The sequence below is a fragment of the Pseudomonas sp. FP1742 genome (genome assembly GCF_030687145.1).
GTDB lineage: Bacteria > Pseudomonadota > Gammaproteobacteria > Pseudomonadales > Pseudomonadaceae > Aquipseudomonas > Aquipseudomonas frederiksbergensis_D.
The window spans coordinates 4472290-4489791 of sequence record NZ_CP117460.1; the positions used below are offsets into that span (position 1 = coordinate 4472290).

A 17502-nucleotide genomic window follows, 5' to 3' on the forward strand; every position below is an offset into this window, starting at 1 on the left:
CAGCCTGTAGCAATTTGCGAGGCTGCGTTCGAGGGTCGGGATCGAGGCCACCCAGGGAGTCGGGGTGGCCGTTGATCGCCTGTTTCAGTAACCGAGTGACAACCCGGTATTACGCCGTGGGTCGTTCGCCCCATAAAAGCGGTTCTTGCCCACGGGTTTGCCTTCCAGCGAAGGCGCACCTACCAGAATAGCTGCTATATGGTTGGGGTCCTGCGGCTTGGCAAATTTGTGCCCCCAACTTTCAAGCATCTTCCTGGTGTCCGGGCTGATGGCGAAGTTCTCCAGGTTGGTTTCTTCCGGCAACCACTGCTGGTGGAAACGCGGCGCATCCACCGCTTCCTGGATGTTCATGCCGTAGTCGATCACGTTGAGCATGGTCAGCAGGGTCGCGGTGATGATGCGGCTGCCACCGGGAGTGCCGACGACCATGACGACCTTGCCATCCTTGGTGACGATGGTCGGGCTCATGGACGACAGCGGTGCCTTGCCGGGGGCGATGGCGTTGGCCTCCCCTTGTACCAGGCCGTACATGTTCGGCACGCCGATTTTCGAGGTGAAATCGTCCATTTCATCATTGAGGATGACCCCGGTTTTGCTCGCCATCACGCCGGCGCCGAACCAGTCGTTGAGGGTATAGGTCACCGATACCGCGTTGCCCCATTTGTCGACGATCGAGTAGTGGGTGGTGTTGCTGCCTTCATGGGGGGCTACGCCGGGTTTGATCTCGCGGGATACGCCGGCTTTTTGCGGATCGATGGCTTCGCGGATTTTGGTCGCGTAGTTTTTATCCAGCAAATGGGCGATCGGGTTTTTCACGAAGTCCGGGTCGCCGAGATAGCTGTTGCGGTCCACGTACGCGTGGCGCATCGCTTCGATCTGGTAGTGCATGGCCTGCGCCGAGCGGTAGCCGAGGTCTTTCATCGGATAGCCGTCGAGGATGTTCATGATCTCGCAGATCACCACTCCGCCGGAGCTTGGCGGCGGTGCCGAGACCACGTGATAGCCACGGTAGTCGCACTCGATGGGTGCCAGTTCGCGGGTCTGGTATTTGTCGAGGTCGGCCTGGGTGATGATGCCCTTGTTGGCCTGGCTGGAGGTGACAATGGCGTCGGCCACCCAGCCTTTATAGAAACCGTCGGCGCCCTTCTCGGAAATTTCCCGCAGGGTTTTGCCCAAGTCTTTTTGCACCAGTTTCTGCCCGACCTGCATCGGCTCACCGTTGCTCAGGAAGATCGAGCCCGAGTCGCGCAGGTCTTTCTTGAACACGTCGGTGGCCGTTTCCAACAGATCGACGTCACCTTGTTCCAGCACGAAACCGTCTTCGGCAAGCTTGATCGCCGGGGCGATCACTTCCTTGCGGGGTTTGGTGCCGTACTTCTTCAGCGCCAGTTCCATGCCGGACACGGTGCCCGGTACGCCGACGGCCAGGTGACCACGGGTGCTGAGTTCGGGGATGACGTTGCCCTGCTTGTCGAGGTACATGTCGGCGGTGGCCGCCAGCGGGGCTTTTTCACGGAAGTCGAGGAAAGTCTTGCGCCCGTCCGCCAATTGAATCGTCATGAAACCGCCGCCGCCCAGGTTACCCGCCGCGGGGTACACCACTGCCAGCGCATAACCCACCGCGACTGCGGCATCGACCGCATTGCCGCCATTTTTGAGAACATCGACGCCGACGTGGCTGGCCAGATGCTGGGCGGTGACGACCATACCGTTTTCGGCCGCGACCGGGGCGACGGAGGCTCCATGGGCCATCAGGCAGCTCAGCGCCAAGGTGGTCGCCATGAGCGATTTGGCAAAAGGTTCGAACTTCATGAGTCGGTCTCTTTTTTGTTTTTAGGCTCTGTGCAGAAACAGAGGGAACGGTTCAAAAGCAGTAGGCAAGTATGGCTGCGATTGCGTATTGCGCCTCCCCGGCGAGGCAGTATGCTAGGCGCCTGTTCAGCACGTGTGCGGAGTCCGCCGGCATGACCTACACCTTCACCACCCTGGCGTCGCCGGTCGGCGAGTTGAAGCTGGTCGCGAAAGGCGCGCGTCTGGCGGCCATCCTCTGGGAAAACGACAAACCCGGTCGGGTAAGGCTGGGGCCGATGAGTGAAGCGGCGGACAACCCGATCCTGATACGCGCCGCACGGCAGTTGCAGGAATACTTTGCCGGCACGCGCAATCGTTTTGAGTTGGACCTGGACTTTGCCGGCACGGATTTTCAGAAGCAGGTGTGGCAGGCGCTGCTGACGATTCCGTATGGCGAGACGCGCAGCTACAGCGAGATTGCCCGGCAGATCGGCAATCCCAGCGCGGTTCGGGCGGTGGGCGCGGCCAACGGCAAAAATCCGATATCGATTGTCGCGCCATGTCATCGGGTGATTGGTGCGTCGGGGAAATTGACGGGGTTTGCCGGGGGGCTTGAGGCCAAAGAGCGGTTGCTGACGCTGGAGGGCTGTGAATGGTCGGGGGCCGGCAGGATGGGTGATTTGTTTTGACTGAATGGGCTCTCTTGTGGCGAGGGGGCTTGCCCCCGTTGGGCTGCGAAGCGGCCCTAAACCCGATCACCACGGTAAATCAGGCATACCGCATTCACAGGCTTGGCGACTGCTGCGCAGCCGAACGGGGGCAAGCCCCCTCGCCACAATAATCCGCGCGGCCCGACCGACACGAGCAACCTGACTTATTCATTCTCCAGTGCAAACGCCTCGACAATCTGCTCAATCACCGCCCGCACCCGCGCGGTATGGCGCAGGTCCGCATGGGTCACCAGCCACACTTCATACGGCAACGGGCGCGTGCGTTCCGGCCACAGCCTGACCAGCCCATCGCGCTCGCCCATGTACACCGGGATCTCCCCCACCCCGAGACCTGCGGCAATCGAACGACGCACCAGCAGGCTGGAACTCAGGCTGGCGACAATCCGCCCACGGCTCAGTGGTTCCGAGACCAGCGTCATGTTCTTGTTGCCCTGCAAGTACGGTTGATACACCACCAGATCATGCCCTTCAAAAGCCGAGCCCGGTTGCGGTACGCCGTTGGCCTCGACATAACTTCGCGAAGCGAACAGCCCCACCGGCCAGCGCGCAATACGCCGGGCGATCAGGTCGGGATTGTCCGGCCGGGTGTTGCGCACGGCAATGTCCGCCTCGCGCTTGGCCAGGCTGAGGATTTGCGTGGAGGCGTCCAGCTGCACCCGCACGTCGGGGTGCACCGCATGCAAACGAGCGATGGCCGGGATCAGAAAATCGATGGCCAGAGAATCGGTGGTGCTGACGCGCACAGTGCCGATCAATCGTTCGTCGAGGCCCTGAATCTGTCGCTCCAGCTCAAATGCCGAGTGCTCCATCTTTTCCACGGATTGCAACGCCGCTTCGCCGACCGCTGTCAGCGCATAGCCCTCGGAGGTGCGCAGGAACAGGGTCGCGCTCAACGATTTTTCCAGCGCGGCGATGCGCCGGCCGACGGTGGCCTGATCGACCTTCAGCACCCGTGCCGCGCCGCGTAGCGTCGATTCGCGGCAAACCGCCAAAAACACTCGCGCATCATCCCAATTCATAGCGTTTCCTGTAGCGATGCATTTACGCATCAGGATAGCGCGAAATCGCAGCATTATTGCAGCAGCGTTCCCCGATATGCTGGAGGCCAAGCGTAAATCCACAGGACCGTTCCCATGCACAGCACATCCCTCGACACTGGGCGCAGCGCGATCTGGCTGCCGATCTTCGCCGGTCTCTGCGCCAGCCTGGTCAGCATTGGTCTGGCACGTTTTGCCTACACGCCGTTGATTCCGTCGTTGATTCAAGCCCAGTGGTTTTCCGCCGGCGACGTGGTGTACCTCGGCGCCGCCAATCTGGTGGGCTACCTGATCGGCGCATTGATCGGCCATCCGCTGGCCCGGCACACGTCCAATAAAACCGCTTTGCGGCTGATGCTGCTGGCGGTGACACTGGCGTTTTTTGCCTGTGCCTTTCCGTTATCGGTGAGCTGGTTCTTCGGCTGGCGTTTGCTGTCGGGGATTGCCGGGGGCGCAATCATGGTGCTGGTGGCGGCGACCGTGTTGCCCCATGTGCCCGCCTCACGCAGAGGCTTGGCCAGCGGCGCGATCTTTCTCGGCATCGGCTTGGGCATTGCCGGCTCAGGCACCCTCGTTCCGCCGCTGCTGAGCCTTGGCTTACAGAACACTTGGCTGGGGCTCGGCGCCTTGGCCTTGATTCTGACCGCCGCCAGTTGGTTTGGCTGGCCTTCAGCCCTTGCCCATGAAACGGCTGCTCCGCATGCTCAGCACACGAAATTACCGTTTAACGCCAACCTTTACCTGCTGTTTGCGCAGTACGCGCTCATGGCCGCCGGGCTGGTGCCGGCGATGGTGTTTCTGGTGGATTACGTAACGCGCGGCCTCGGCGCCGGGCCCCATGTGGGCGCGCTGATCTGGGTAATGTATGGCCTCGGCGCGATTGTCGGGCCGGTGAGTTATGGTTTTCTGGCCGATCAACTGGGGGCAAAGCCGAGCATCCGCCTGGTGCTGGTGGTGCAGGCGATTGCCGTCGGGCTGCTGTCGATATCGAGTTCGTTCACCGCCCTGGCCTTGCTGGCGGTAATCCTCGGTTCGTTCCCGCCGGGCATCGTGCCGCTGGCGCTGGCCCGAGTGCATGAGCTGGTGCCGCAACACCATCAGCAACAAGTGGCCTGGAGCCGCGCCACGGTTTCGTTCGCGACCTTTCAGGCCATCGCCGGGTTTGCCTACTCGGCGCTGTTCAACGCCAGCGGCGGTCATCACGGGTTGCTGTTCGTCATCGCGGCCGGGGCCATCGTCGTCGCGTTCTTGCTGGAACAGGCCATGCGTTTGCTGGACCGCCGCGACCGGATGATGCCGGTGAGTTGTTCATGATCGCGCAACACCAAGTTTGCGGCTATCGATAACCGCGCGCCTGCACGTTGAACAACTGCGCATAACGCCCACCCGCCGCGACAAGGCTGTCGTGATCGCCTCGCTCAAGGATCGAACCCTGGTCCAGCACGATAATGTGGTCGGCATTGCGCACGCTGGAGAAGCGGTGAGAAATCAGCAACGTCATGCGCCCTTCGGTGTGTTGGCTGAAATGCTCGAACACCGCCGCTTCCGCCGCCGGGTCCAGGGCCGAGGTCGGTTCATCCAGGATCAGGATATCGGCGTCGCGGCGCATGTAGGCGCGAGACAAGGCGATCTTCTGCCATTGCCCACCGGACAGTTCCTGCCCACCGGCAAACCACCGTCCCAATTGCGTGGCGTAACCACGATCCAGACGCTCGATGAAAGGCGCGGCCATGCCTTCGGCGGCCGCTTGCTGCCAACGGGTTTCATCGTTGAACGCCAGGGTATCGCCCACGCCGATGTTCTCGCCCACGGAGAACTGGTAGCGAATGTAGTCCTGGAAAATCACGCCGATGCGCCGTCTCAGCGCCTCTTCATCCCAGGCCTGCAAATCGCTGCCGTCCAGCAGGATTCGGCCCTGATCGGGGCGATACAACCGCGTCAGCAACTTGATCAGCGTGGTTTTGCCCGAACCGTTTTCCCCCACCAGCGCGAGGCTGTGTCCGGGCAACAGGTGCAGATCGATGCCCTGCAAAGCGGCGCGGCTCGCCCCCGGATAGCGGAAGCCGACATTCTCGAAACGCAAACCATCGCCGGGCACCGCGCCCACGGCAAGGCTTCCGGTATCGGCCACCACGGGCTCGGCCAGATACTCGTAGAGGCTCGACAGATAAAGACCATCCTCGTAGAGACCGCTGATGGCGCTCAAGCTGCTGCTTACGGCGGCCTGCCCCTGCTTGAACAACACCAGATACATGGTCATTTGCCCAAGACTGATGCTGCCGTGAACGGTATCGACCACGACCCACGCATAGGCCAGGTAAAACGCCGCGGTGCCCAGCAGCCCCAGCACAAATCCCCAGCCATCGCGACGCAACGTCAGGCGCCGGTCTTCAGCGTAGAGACGCGCAAACGTGTCCCGATAACGCTGCAACAGCAGCGGCGCGAAGCCGAACAGTTTCACCTCTTTTATATAGCCCTCATGGGAGAGCAGTGTCTCGATGTAGTTCTGCTGCCGGCTCTCCGGCGCCCGGCGGGTGAATAGCCGAAAGGCATCCCCGGAAAAATGCGCTTCGGCAAAGAACACCGGCAACGCCCCGACCACCAGCAGCACCAGCGCCCAGGGCGAAAAATGCACCAGCAACACGCCGAAACTGATCAACACGATCAGGTTCTGGATCAGCCCCAGCGATTTCATCACCAGCGCCAGCGGCCGGGTCGATGCCTCGCGTCGCACCCGAACCAGCTTGTCGTAGAACTCTGAGTTCTCGAACTGGACCAACGATAACGTCTGGGCTTTCTCCAGAATCATCGTGTTGACCTTCTGCCCCAACTGCACCCGCAAGAGTGACTGCTGCACCGACAATGCGCGCTGCGTCCCGGACAACAATGCAAGCACGCCCGCTTCAAACAGCACATAACGCACGACCGGCCATAGTGGCGCACTACCCTGTTGCGCGTGCAACTGCATGGCGGTGACGACTGCATCGACAATCCGCTGCCCCAACCACGCCGCCAGCGCGGGCAGGACCCCGGCGATCAGCGTCGCCAGCACCAACCCCAGGAACAGTCCACGGGACGTTCCCCAGACCAGCAGCAAGGCACGTCTGGCCTGGTCGAGCAGTGAGGCAAAACGGGTCAGGACAGGCATAGGACGGTGAACTCGGTGGCGGACGTCAGAGAAACGCGGCAGGTTCTACGGTACGTGGAATGAGCCACACGAGGCGATAAACCTCGGTTCGCCCATAGAAAAAACATCTAAAAAAACAGCACCGCTCGCCCCGTTTTAGCGCTTTGCTATGAAGAGTCAATGCCCATCGGGATTCGAGGGCGCTCTCCATAAGCAGGAGCAGAACATGAAAATCAATCCCTACCTGATCTTCAACGGTGACTGCCAGGCCGCTTTCACCTTCTACGCCAAAAGCCTGCCAGGCCAGATCGAAGTCATGATGACCTTCGGCGAAACCCCGGCCCGCGATCATGTTCCGGTGGAATGTCACAACCTGATCATTCACACGCGTCTGCTGGTGGGGGATCAGGCGATCATGGCCTCGGATACCACACCTGATCGTCCCAGCGCAGGCATGAGCGGGTGTTCGATATCGTTGAATGTCGACAGTGTGGTTGAGGCTGAGCGGGTGTTCGCAACGCTGGCTGAGGGCGGCAATATTCAAATGCCATTAGAGACGACATTCTGGGCGGCCCGCTTCGGGATGCTGGTCGACAGGTTTGGCGTGTCATGGATGATTAATTGCGAAAAGGATCAATGAACGGGTCTGCCCCCCGGTTAGTACATAAATCTACTGGCGCTTTAATATCAATTTTAGCTTTTTTTATTCAATAACCAAACGGAATAACTACACTGTTCACAGATTCAGCCTTGACACAAAATATTACGAATACAAGGCAAAAGGAGTCAATTAATATAGCCCCCCGTTCGTTTGCCCTAAAAAGAGGCGACAGTTGAGCTGGCGCCTTCCGAGAGCGCGCCTACACTGCCATAGAACACCTTGGAATAGCCTTATAAATCAACTCCAGATTTCAAAAATGCGGACCTTCGCACAATTCATACGCAAGACTTCTCAGTTATGCCTCGTTCTGTTGCCTGATCCGCAGATCAGCCACGCTTCTGTATCGATCATGGAAAAGTCAACCCAGAGAGCCTATTCCGACGAAATGGCTTACCAACTAAGTCGGTTATCAAAAAAATAAATTGGCTAAAGCCTCCACAGTTGGCTATGTCATTGTGCCAGCTGAAACTACTGACGATGGAATGAGGTCTGTTGACGAGGCCGAAATGTTATAAAAAGTCAGATAACTTCAGTATTTTGTGTATTAAGATTGCAACGCCAGCACATATGAGTAATTTGCATGATGAGCACTGAGAGCAAAATCGAAAATAGCCAGAGGGGTATTCTCGCTATTGGGCGCACTTGGCGCTCGACAGAGAAACTTCGGCAATTATTTGTACCAAACTTCACGCATGTTTATACATTAGATCACCAAAACCCGCTGAACCTTGATAACGAAGCTCAACCGCACGATACCGTACTGATCGATATTGAAAGCCCCTCTATTCTCAATGACTGCCTGGCGCTCATCAGGAAGTTACGTACAACTTCGTCAGAGCCGGCCATTATCGTTGCTATAAATTTTCGTGCGCCGCAAACCAAAGTTGAATGTTACCTGGCCGGCGCCGATCACTGTATCAATGTACCCAATGATCAGGACGAAAAAGCCAGATTAATTTCAGAACTGCTCGAAACACCTGAATGGCAGCCGGCTGTAAAGTTGATCCTGGACCAGACATGCCTGCACTTATACAACGACGAATACAAACTTGATCTGGCCTATCAGGAAATGAAAGCCCTGGATGCGCTTATCAACGCAGAAGGCAATATCCTGCACCACGATAGTATGGCTGAGTCCATGGGCTTAAATATAAAGCTGTACGATTCGCGGGTTCTGGAAAAATCCATAAGCCGGCTTCGAAACAAGATCAAAAAACACTTTGGCATTAATATTATTCACAGTGTTCGCGGTTATGGCTATCGATTACTTCGAGGGGTCGTATCAATAAAGCAAACAAACTTTCACTCTTAAAGGGACCAGATGATGGAGTCCAGCAGGCAATATACGGTGCAAGAGAACTTCTCTTTGGTATTCTTCAGGCAATCGATTCTCAAACGAAACGATGAACTGTTCGGCACTGAAATCTATGCCAAAGCGACCAAACAGCAGATGCCGATAAACAAGGGGTATCAGCAACCGCACCTAGATCACCCACTGGCGATCTATCGCGAAGTTTTGATGCGCGTCCAATTAAATGCCCTCTCACAAACCGAGGCTGCACCTTCTCCATCCACACAGGCACCCAACAAACTGTTCGTCACCATGAGTCAATCCGCGTTGCTGGATAAAACGCTGATCAAGGAACTGAGTGACGCTCAAACGATACTCAAGAGGCATGAGCAACAGCTGATTCCCAGCATTAACGGCAGCTCGTTCCTTTCATTCAACCTAAAAGAAAAAAGAACCATTATCAATCACATTCATTTATTGAAGGACAACGGAATCGAAATCGCTTTCGATGGCTATGACCTAAGCGATGACAGCGTTGAAAAACTAATCAGTCCGACGCTGTTCGATTACATAAAAGTGGACTTGACCCGCTCCAACTTCGACATCATGGTCGAAAACAGCCAGGACTTTTTCAACAGGTCTTACGACTGCCTGAGCAGCATGATCCATGACAGCAAGATCAAATTCATCGCGGACCGGGTGGAGCACAAAGCACTGCACACGCTGGCTCGCAGCATGCCTTTCGATTTTTTCCAGGGGCGCTACTACTCCCCTACCGAGGTTATTTAAGCTTTAAAAATTTCACCAAACTAGGAAGGAGCCTTATAGTGAATACGTCAAACAACAGCTTTCTAATTTTCACCCGAGATCAACTGGCACGACAAGCAATAGAATCGCTTCTCGCACAACGCCTGTATTTATCTTTTGAAATCGAATCCGGCAAACTCAGCAGCGAACGCATCCGAAAGAGTCGATTCACGCACATCCTGCTCGATCAGGCCGACATATCGCTGAGCGATGTCAGCTTTATCCGCAAGAATCAAAAGGATGCGGAAATCATACTGATAACCCCCAGCTCGGAACATTCAGAACTTCATCACTTCTCGCACTTCGGAATTGATGGTTTCCTGAAGAAGCCGGTGGCCGACGAAGAGTTCATCTCGGCAGTCAGCCGAGTGAAAGAATCGCAAGGCAACCCCGACATCTGGTGGTTTAATGCTGATGACAGAACATTAGTCAAGGAAGATATAACCATCCCGTTGACCGGGACCGAATCGTTAATGCTCACGCAACTGGTCATCAGTGATCGACGGGTACTCAGCAAGAACGATCTTATACTACGCATCGATAAAGATCCGGAGCATTATAGCGGTCTTGAAATGTGCTTGAGCCGGTTGCAGAAAAAATTCAAGACTGCCGCCAACGGCGACCGACTTATTCGCTCGGTCAGAAACCGTGGTTATTGCCTGGCACAACGGATAAGAGTCGCTTACTGAGCGAGATCGCAAAAACAACAATAAGAAATGCGACTTCCCGCCCCAACCCGATACCGCTTGACTGCCTAACCGCCTCGTCCTGCATTCCCGTGGTCTGTTCTCTTGCACCTCCTTCTCGACTTAGTTCCTGTCCGGTTTCCTCCCCATGTTTTGACAAGCGCTTAACCAGGCTCCGTAATTATATAGACGGTTTAGCGGTGCCCACCTAACAAAAGAGCACGACCTTTTATAACAAGGCCTCAGAGAGAGAGCAGTCGTTATAATTCGTCAGACACCCACACAGATTAAGGTACTAGTATAAAAACCGGACACTGAGACAACCGTATCAGCTGACTTGAAAACAACAACCGGATGGCCCGCCAAAAGACCGCGTTACTCCCTTCCAATAATAAAAATGACTTCTGACTGAACTGCGTTCGCTCAGCCTTTGCGCGTGGCTGCCATTTATTAACCGTCGACTGATACACAACGTGGCGCATGCCCGAGGAATACCGCGATGGTACATAATCGTATTAATCGAAACAGCATTACCAAAGGACTGACCTTCTGGGGGCAATGGATAATTGCCATCACTTCGGTCAATGCGTTGTTATTTGCTCTGGCGCTGTATCAGACAGGAGAAATCGAAGCTCATTATCGTGTACTTGCGGTGCTGACTTTCCTGGGCTCGGTCCCTTCTTACTCCCTGCTGCTGGTCTATCACAAGCAACATGGTTACCTCAGCGGCCTGGGTCGACTGCTGCTGGGGTGGCTGCTGACGCTGGCCGGCTTGACCAGCATCGGCTTTCTCAGCAAGACCAGCGAATTGTTCTCCCGGGAAATCATTCTGGTCTGGGCCGCTGCCGGTTATTGCGTGCAGGCGTTGCTGTATCTGCCTTTGCACAGTTTTTCCAGGCACTACCATCGGCAATTGCACAGCCAATACAACACCCTGATCATCGGCACCGACCAATTGGCGGTGAATCTGGCGGACAAACTGGCCAAAACCGAATTTCCGCCTCTGGTCGGCCTGATCAGCTCAAAACCCAACGAGCTGTCGACCAACGTCAATGCCCACAGGATCGTGGGCCAGCTGCAAGAGCTGCGTGAGTTGATCCGGGTGCACGATGTCCGGCGGCTGTACATCGCGCTGCCCTTGAGCGAAGCCAAACAGGTCGAAGCGCTGTACATCGACCTCCTCGACTCGAATGTGGATGTAGTCTGGGTTCCCGACCTGGGCAGCATGACGTTGCTCAATCACTCCGTCAGCGAACTGGATGGCCTGCCCGCCATCCACCTCAATGAAAGCCCGCTGACCAGTTACCCGACGGCGGCGCTGAGCAAGACCCTGCTGGACAGAGGCCTCGCCGCCCTGGCGCTGATCGGTTTCAGTCCGTTGCTTCTGATAATCGCCGTCGCGGTGAAGATCTCCTCCCCTGGCCCGATCATCTTCAAACAGGAACGGCATGGCTGGAACGGCAAGATCATCAAGGTCTGGAAATTCCGCTCCATGCGCCTGCACGACGACCACCAGGTTCGCCAGGCCGGCCGTGAAGACCCGCGCATTACTCCGGTCGGTCGTTTCATACGACGCACGTCCATCGATGAATTGCCGCAGTTCATCAACGTGCTGCAAGGCCATATGGCGCTGGTCGGACCGCGGCCACATGCGATTGCGCATAACGACTACTACACGGGCAAGATCCAGGCCTACATGGCCCGCCATCGAATCAAGCCGGGCATCACCGGGTTGGCCCAGATCAGCGGCTGCCGTGGCGAAACAGAGACCCTGGACAAGATGCAAAAGCGTGTGGAGATCGACCTCAACTACATCAATAACTGGTCGTTGTGGCTCGACATCAAGATCCTGATCAAGACTCCTTTCACGCTTTTTTCCAAGGACATCTATTAACCGCCTCGATTCCCCCCCGCCTATGATTCAGCTTGTGGCTTAACAAGGCCGCAGTCCGGGCAGTCAGATCTCTGACTGCCCGGAGCCCCTCCTCCCTGCTTAACCCCATTCACACATTGTTTTGTCATCTGCCAAAGACTGCATTCGGCTCTGTAGCCGCTGCCGAGCCCTCGTTCGCCCGTAGCAGCTGCCGAGCCTGCGAGGCTGCGTTCGGCTGCGCAGCAGTCGTCAAACCAGAACTTGCGGTGCATCAGGCAAACCGCGTCGACCGGATTCACGACTGCTGCGCAGCCGAACGCTGCCTCGCGGGCTCGGCAGCTGCTACGGGTGGATAGAGTGACAAGAGAAGTGTTGCTGGAGGGGGGATACAGCGAGGATCAACGGTTACCACATGCCGACAAACTGCCAGGTGCCTGACGCCTTTCAGCGCGCCCAGTACCTTGAGACCAACAACCCCATCAACACGCCGATGCAATTAGCCAGCATGTCGTAGGGTGAAGCCGTGCGCAGCGGCATCAAACCTTGCGCGAGCTCAATGAGTACGCCGGTGAGCAAACACCCAGAGGCGACCCAAAGAAACTTCACGTTGGGGAAGGCCAGACGACAACTGCACGCAAACACCAGAAAGCCGATCCAGTGATGCAGCTTGTCCTCTTCGACAAACAGCTCCGGGATCGGCTGAGAGCGCAAACCTGCGTACAGCAGAATCACCGTCACCGCGGCAAAGGCCAGGCCCCGGAGCCAGAACGGCAACTCGACCAAGCCTTTGAGCCACGTGATCATTCGGTGATTTTCTCGAAGTTGTTGTAGAACAGGTCGCTGTTACGCCCGTCGGTCATGGTCTGCAACGAGTAGGAACGGTTCAGGCGTGCACCACCGTCACGGGTCAGTGGCGCCCAGACGATATTGGCACGGCGCATGGTCGAGGTACTCATCAACTCGTCGAACGGGATGGAAATATAGATCCCTTTGTCGAAGCTGCCCTCACCATATTCCGCCTTCGATGCGGTGGTCAGGGTGACCCAGCCGCCAAATTTCACGCCGTTCTTGAACTGCCGCGACAAGTCGACGGTGGTGCCCCAGTCCCGCGCCAGATAACGCCCGACACTGACCGCTGCAAGCACATCGTTAGGCAATTCAGTATAGCCGGTGACATGGCCCGTTATGGTCTGGTAATCGCGCAGGCCGAAACCCTGATCAAAATCCCGCTGACGCACGAAGTTCAGGTCAGCACCCACCGACCAGCGTTTCCCCGCGGGTCGAAACAGCACTTCACTGCCGACCCCGGCATACATGGACTCCAGATAACCGCCATAGACCATGCCATACAGGTCCTGATCCAGCCGCGCCGCGTGGTTGAACTGAAACGTCGGCATCGTCACATCAGAGGTGGTCAGGTATTTGCGCAAGTCGGTACGCACTCGCGGCAACCCGCTCGGCGCATCGTAGGTGAACTTGTCGTAGTTGTTCAGCAGGTTGGCGCTGAGCAGGCCGCTCCACCAGGTGTTGCGGGTGAAACGGTACTCCGCGTCGGCATCGGCAGTGAACTGATAGAGCAAACCGTCGGGGCCGCCGATGTTCTGTTTGTAGCCCAGGCCCAAACCATAGCTGAACGGTTCCAGCGCCTGGGTGTAGAGCGTGGTTTCCCGGTGCGCAGTCGCCGGGTTGACTTCGGTCGTGCGGTGCAGATCCTTCAGCGGTTGATCGTTGTTCACCACCGCGCGGAAAGTTTCCCGCGGTACGCTGGTTTCCTCGATGGACATGTCATAACGCTGATTCACCAGGGTGAACCAGTCGATGTCCTGATTGACGCTGTTATCGAGAATCCGGCTGGCCCGCCCAACGGCCTTGGCCGAATAAAAATAGCGAGACTGCTCGCCATACACCATCAGCTCCGAACCACGTTGGGTGATGCGCTTGACCTTATAGCCGGCATTTTGCTGTAGCCGGTTGGAGACATCGGCCCAGTTGACCTGGTCGGTCGGGGTCGACGGTGCCTGCGCCGACAGCGGCTCGGCGGGAGGGTCATAGGTCTTCACCGGCGCCTTGCGGCTGACGAAGTTGGTGTGCAGGGTGATGCCGAACATCGCGGTGTTACCGCGCTCCCAGCCGGCGCTCAGATCGACACTGTCAGCGAGTTTGTAGACCACGCCGAAGTTGATCGGCAGGTCTTGCTTGATCGGGTTGGCCAATGGCTCGTTCTTGTAATCGTTGCCCTCATACTCGATCTTCACGCTCAGCGGTTCCCAAGGCGTTTGATAGGCAACTCCGCCAAACAACGAAGGTTTGCCCCTGAAATACGCGTTGGCGTTCACATCCCCCGCCCTGGCGACAACTGCGCTGCTCTGCGGGCGGTCGTTGAACTGGCTGCCGAAAACCGAAAGCGGGTTACTGAAATCCCCTCGATTACCCAGATAGCCCCAGGCGACGCCAAGGCTGAAATCGAGGTTGCCATAACGCTTGTTGGCAACGAAATACTCACTGGAAAACAGCCCGGTACCGCCGATGTCCCGGGCACCGATGGCGACCTGTGGTGCCCAGTGACTTTCCTCCCAAAGCCGCGCCTTGAAATCGATGGCCTTGTCTTTGAAGCTCTGGTCGCCGCTCAACGCCTCGGCGCCGTACTTGCGGTTGGTGATCGCGGTGTAACGAAACGAGCCCTCCAGCCAATCGAACGGTTGCAAGGAAAAACTGTAGCGCGAGTAAGGGTCGGTACGACTGGCTGTGACGCTCAACTCCCCCGCAGGGGCCATGCGCGCGGTGGGGGTCTGTAACAGACCGACGCCACCAAAATCACTCTGGGTGTAGCGCGGTTCACCGTGAACCAAGCCGCAGGGCAGGAGCAATACAGCAGCAAAATGTAACTTCAACGGGCACTTCAAGGGGCCACCTCAGCCAGCGGTTGAGTGGCGAGAAACTCGGCCAGTTGTTGATTGAGCTCAGGGGTCGGCGTCTCAAGATCGTCGCTTCGGATCGGCACCAGAATCCTGCTGCCGGGTGCCGCCACCACGCCGTCCTCGCGATTCCAGGCTGCCACGCCCACGCGCCGAACCTGGCCGTCGGGCTGGATCAGCCACAGATAATCGCGTTCGGCATCGTCGATGACCGTGCAGTCCTGGGCATAGGCACGGATTTCCCGCAGGGCGCGGTAAGGCACATGACAAGGCTGCGCGACTGCACCGAGGACTTCCACGGTGGACGGCCGCCCGGGGTAAATCAGCCGGTCGCCATCATCCAGCAGTGAGTTGCGGGCGAACCCCGTTTCCACGGCGATCGGGTCCAGCACTGCAACCTGGCGTCCGGTAACCGGCAGTTGCTCGACCTGTTCATACAGGCGCGCGCTCAGGTTCGCTCGCGTGTTTTTGCCATCGAGCAAGGCCCCCCGTTGCAGCAGTTTCAGATCAAACAGGACGCCCGCCTTCAAACGCGCCTGCTTATCCAGTAATGAATGGTGCAACCACGCAGCCCCCAGCCAGTAACTTTCGGCGTTGGGTTGGGCGCGGAGAATGACGTCCAGTAAGCGGGCACCGGGTTTGATATCGAAATGGCCGGGGCTGCGCACGTCGCCACTGACCGTGACGGCCGCCTGGCCCACGCCCGAGCCGGCCAGTAGCAGGCCCAGCAAGAAAAGGTTTGAACGCTTCACCGGGCAGCTCCCCTGTCAGGGCGCAGTTGCACGATTTTCAGAAACAGCCGCGGCGTCAGATGCTGCTCGCTGCGCAGGATGAAACCGTCCTGGGGGTCGACCCAGTAGCGGTTGGTGGCGCGGAAATTCAGGGTGGGTGCTTCCACCTGCTCGTCGATGCGCAGCAAGGCGTAATCCTTGTCCAGAATGCTGATGGTCTCGATGCCGTGAGGGCTGAAACGGCTGTTGACCGCGACACCGATCCGATTGCCGTCGTAGATGTCGATCCAGCGTGTGCTGGTGTAACCGTCCGGCAAATGCTGAAGACCCCGCTTGAAGGGCGACTCATCATTGAAGTGAGTGCCATCCAGCGAAACGCCCAGCCCGACGGTGCGTACCACCAGACCGTCGCGCATCATCAGCACTTGCTTGCCGGAAGCGACCCAGAACTGCAGGTCGCCCCGCCGGCGAGCCATGGCCATCACCCCCTCGCTGGAGGTGGTGGTGACCAGGATCTGCGGGTACGGCACGGCGTCGACCTGAGCACGGGTCACGTTGATGGAAGCAGGCCCCGTGACAGACGCTTCAAGCGTGTCCAAGGAAGCCTGCATCAACGGATTACACCCGCACAGCAAGAGCGCCATCGTCAGAGAGGCGCAGGTAGGCAAATTTTTCACGGCGGGATTGAGCCTTATCTGCTGTTGGCTTCGCTGAGATCGTTAAGTGAGCGGGCACCGGTCCCCAGGATGGAGGCCGTAGGCAGAAGCTGACTGATCAGGCGGTTCCAGCGCGTCACGCCGGCCGGGCCGACATAGACGATGTCTTGTGGCTGCAAGTCGAAACGGGTGGCCAGTACCAGGGCCGAAGGGGATTCGGCATCGAGCTGGAACACCTTGGCCGGTTCGGTTTCCAGGTGGTCCGCACCGCGAATCACATACACCGCGTTGCCGTTGGAGGTGGTCTGGTTCAAGCCGCCAACCGTGCCGAGAGCATCGGTCAAGTTGATCGACTTGCTCTTGAAACTCAGGGCACGAGGCTGGTTGACCTCGCCCATGACATAAATCCGCTTTTGGTCGTTATAGGGCAAGTACAACCGGTCGCCGCCCTTGAGGTAGATACCTTGCAGCTGTGAGTCCTGGCGATTGAGGGTGTCCAGGTCAAGCTTGTATTCGCGTCCGTCCCGGGTCAGCGTCAGGCCTGACAGATCCGCATTCGAGGGGTCCACACCGGCCGCGCCAATGGCTTCTACTACGCTCAGCGGGTTGGTGGTGATCGGTTGCTGTCCGGCTTTGAGCACCGCACCGGAAATCACCACCGTCTGACTGGCGAAGCGCAATACGCTGACATCAACCTGTGGGCTTTCGACAAATTGCGACAAGCGCTCGGCAATAAAGGCCCGCAACTCTTCGATGGTTTTACCGGCGGCCGGAACATTACCGATGTAGGGATAAAACAACGTACCGTCCGGACGCACCAGACGACCGTTGGCATCGAGTTGCTGCTGCGGTCCCGAAGGTGCCGTCAACTCGGGGTGATCCCAGACCGTGATGAACAACAGGTCATTGGCCCCCACTCGATAACCGCCTGGAACATAGGACAACAACGCCGGGGGAACCGATTCGCGAACTTGCGTGGCGGCATCCATGGCAATCAATTTAGGCGTGATGGGAATAAGTTCCACTCGGCTACTTTCTGGAGAGCCGTCACTGATCATTTGACTGGTGTCCATGTGTTGACCAGGCGAAAACATACAGCCGTGCAAGCTGATACTTGCCAGCAAAACAACAGATAACCTACGGATCATAATGGCACTACGCTAGTCGAGGGCAAGTCTAAAACAAGATCACCCAGA

Annotated in this window: 15 protein-coding genes; 7 read left to right on the forward strand and 8 right to left on the reverse strand. The window is 57.5% G+C overall.

Annotated elements, in window-relative coordinates:
* Window positions 1-84 precede the first annotated feature (84 nt).
* On the reverse strand, window positions 85-1812 hold the full coding sequence (gene ggt, locus PSH64_RS20040; protein WP_305478353.1) for a gamma-glutamyltransferase: 1728 nt from the start codon (window positions 1810-1812) through the stop codon (window positions 85-87).
* A 152-nt stretch (window positions 1813-1964) separates the two neighbouring features.
* Between ggt and PSH64_RS20045 the strand changes: the two genes are divergently transcribed.
* Window positions 1965-2480: a methylated-DNA--[protein]-cysteine S-methyltransferase gene (locus tag PSH64_RS20045; protein WP_105347146.1), complete on the forward strand. Its 516-nt coding sequence runs from the start codon at window positions 1965-1967 to the stop codon at window positions 2478-2480.
* Between the two features lie 185 nt (window positions 2481-2665).
* Here the strand turns inward: PSH64_RS20045 and PSH64_RS20050 are convergent, their stop codons facing one another.
* Complete coding sequence (locus tag PSH64_RS20050) at window positions 2666-3541, reverse strand: LysR family transcriptional regulator (protein WP_105347148.1); 876 nt, start codon at window positions 3539-3541, stop codon at window positions 2666-2668.
* A 114-nt stretch (window positions 3542-3655) separates the two neighbouring features.
* On the opposite strand from PSH64_RS20050, the gene PSH64_RS20055 reads away from it, so the two are divergent.
* On the forward strand, window positions 3656-4873 hold the full coding sequence (locus tag PSH64_RS20055; protein ID WP_305478354.1) for a YbfB/YjiJ family MFS transporter: 1218 nt from the start codon (window positions 3656-3658) through the stop codon (window positions 4871-4873).
* Between the two features lie 22 nt (window positions 4874-4895).
* On the opposite strand, the gene PSH64_RS20060 is transcribed toward PSH64_RS20055, so the two are convergent.
* The gene (locus PSH64_RS20060; RefSeq protein WP_305478355.1) at window positions 4896-6707 is read right to left on the reverse strand and encodes an ABC transporter ATP-binding protein; all 1812 of its coding nucleotides are present in this window, start codon (window positions 6705-6707) and stop codon (window positions 4896-4898) included.
* A 205-nt stretch (window positions 6708-6912) separates the two neighbouring features.
* Here PSH64_RS20060 and PSH64_RS20065 point away from each other — a divergent pair, with 205 nt between their 5' ends.
* The 5 genes from PSH64_RS20065 to PSH64_RS20085 all read left to right on the forward strand — a co-directional run bounded on the left by PSH64_RS20065 (window position 6913) and on the right by PSH64_RS20085 (window position 12025).
* Complete coding sequence (locus PSH64_RS20065; RefSeq protein ID WP_305478356.1) at window positions 6913-7326, forward strand: VOC family protein; 414 nt, start codon at window positions 6913-6915, stop codon at window positions 7324-7326.
* 601 nt (window positions 7327-7927) lie between these two features.
* Complete coding sequence (locus tag PSH64_RS20070) at window positions 7928-8659, forward strand: winged helix-turn-helix domain-containing protein (protein ID WP_105347158.1); 732 nt, start codon at window positions 7928-7930, stop codon at window positions 8657-8659.
* A gap of 12 nt (window positions 8660-8671) precedes the next feature.
* The gene (locus PSH64_RS20075; protein WP_105347160.1) at window positions 8672-9427 is read left to right on the forward strand and encodes an EAL domain-containing protein; all 756 of its coding nucleotides are present in this window, start codon (window positions 8672-8674) and stop codon (window positions 9425-9427) included.
* Window positions 9428-9465: 38 nt separating this feature from the next.
* The gene (locus tag PSH64_RS20080) at window positions 9466-10134 is read left to right on the forward strand and encodes a winged helix-turn-helix domain-containing protein (protein WP_105347162.1); all 669 of its coding nucleotides are present in this window, start codon (window positions 9466-9468) and stop codon (window positions 10132-10134) included.
* A gap of 496 nt (window positions 10135-10630) precedes the next feature.
* A complete protein-coding gene (locus tag PSH64_RS20085; RefSeq protein ID WP_105347165.1) occupies window positions 10631-12025 on the forward strand; it encodes an undecaprenyl-phosphate glucose phosphotransferase in 1395 nt (464 codons plus the stop codon).
* A 423-nt stretch (window positions 12026-12448) separates the two neighbouring features.
* On the opposite strand, the gene PSH64_RS20090 is transcribed toward PSH64_RS20085, so the two are convergent.
* The 5 genes from PSH64_RS20090 to PSH64_RS20110 are packed head-to-tail and all read right to left on the reverse strand — an operon-like array spanning window position 12449 to window position 17454.
* The gene (locus tag PSH64_RS20090; protein WP_105347170.1) at window positions 12449-12808 is read right to left on the reverse strand and encodes a VanZ family protein; all 360 of its coding nucleotides are present in this window, start codon (window positions 12806-12808) and stop codon (window positions 12449-12451) included.
* A complete protein-coding gene (locus PSH64_RS20095; protein WP_305478357.1) occupies window positions 12805-14895 on the reverse strand; it encodes a YjbH domain-containing protein in 2091 nt (696 codons plus the stop codon). Before PSH64_RS20095 ends, PSH64_RS20090 begins: the two co-directional genes overlap by 4 nt.
* Window positions 14896-14903: 8 nt before the next feature.
* Window positions 14904-15671, reverse strand: a complete 768-nt coding sequence (locus tag PSH64_RS20100) for a capsule biosynthesis GfcC family protein (RefSeq protein ID WP_305478358.1) — start codon at window positions 15669-15671, stop codon at window positions 14904-14906.
* Window positions 15668-16327, reverse strand: coding sequence for a YjbF family lipoprotein (locus tag PSH64_RS20105; protein WP_305478360.1), 660 nt, complete (start codon window positions 16325-16327; stop codon window positions 15668-15670). The genes PSH64_RS20100 and PSH64_RS20105 overlap by 4 nt, the downstream gene beginning before the upstream one ends.
* A gap of 14 nt (window positions 16328-16341) precedes the next feature.
* Window positions 16342-17454, reverse strand: coding sequence for a polysaccharide biosynthesis/export family protein (locus tag PSH64_RS20110; protein ID WP_181150717.1), 1113 nt, complete (start codon window positions 17452-17454; stop codon window positions 16342-16344).
* Window positions 17455-17502 lie beyond the last annotated feature (48 nt).

Excerpts from the sequence above, each read along its gene's own strand:
- ggt (WP_305478353.1), bottom strand. The coding sequence starts at position 1,812 with ATGAAGTTCGAACCTTTTGCCAAATCGCTCATGGCGACCACCTTGGCG.
- PSH64_RS20110 (WP_181150717.1), bottom strand. The coding sequence starts at position 17,454 with ATGATCCGTAGGTTATCTGTTGTTTTGCTGGCAAGTATCAGCTTGCAC.
- PSH64_RS20045 (WP_105347146.1), top strand. The coding sequence starts at position 1,965 with ATGACCTACACCTTCACCACCCTGGCGTCGCCGGTCGGCGAGTTGAAG.
- PSH64_RS20065 (WP_305478356.1), top strand. The coding sequence starts at position 6,913 with ATGAAAATCAATCCCTACCTGATCTTCAACGGTGACTGCCAGGCCGCT.
- PSH64_RS20060 (WP_305478355.1), bottom strand. The coding sequence starts at position 6,707 with ATGCCTGTCCTGACCCGTTTTGCCTCACTGCTCGACCAGGCCAGACGT.
- PSH64_RS20090 (WP_105347170.1), bottom strand. The coding sequence starts at position 12,808 with ATGATCACGTGGCTCAAAGGCTTGGTCGAGTTGCCGTTCTGGCTCCGG.
- PSH64_RS20075 (WP_105347160.1), top strand. The coding sequence starts at position 8,672 with ATGGAGTCCAGCAGGCAATATACGGTGCAAGAGAACTTCTCTTTGGTA.
- PSH64_RS20070 (WP_105347158.1), top strand. The coding sequence starts at position 7,928 with ATGATGAGCACTGAGAGCAAAATCGAAAATAGCCAGAGGGGTATTCTC.
- PSH64_RS20085 (WP_105347165.1), top strand. The coding sequence starts at position 10,631 with ATGGTACATAATCGTATTAATCGAAACAGCATTACCAAAGGACTGACC.
- PSH64_RS20050 (WP_105347148.1), bottom strand. The coding sequence starts at position 3,541 with ATGAATTGGGATGATGCGCGAGTGTTTTTGGCGGTTTGCCGCGAATCG.
- PSH64_RS20055 (WP_305478354.1), top strand. The coding sequence starts at position 3,656 with ATGCACAGCACATCCCTCGACACTGGGCGCAGCGCGATCTGGCTGCCG.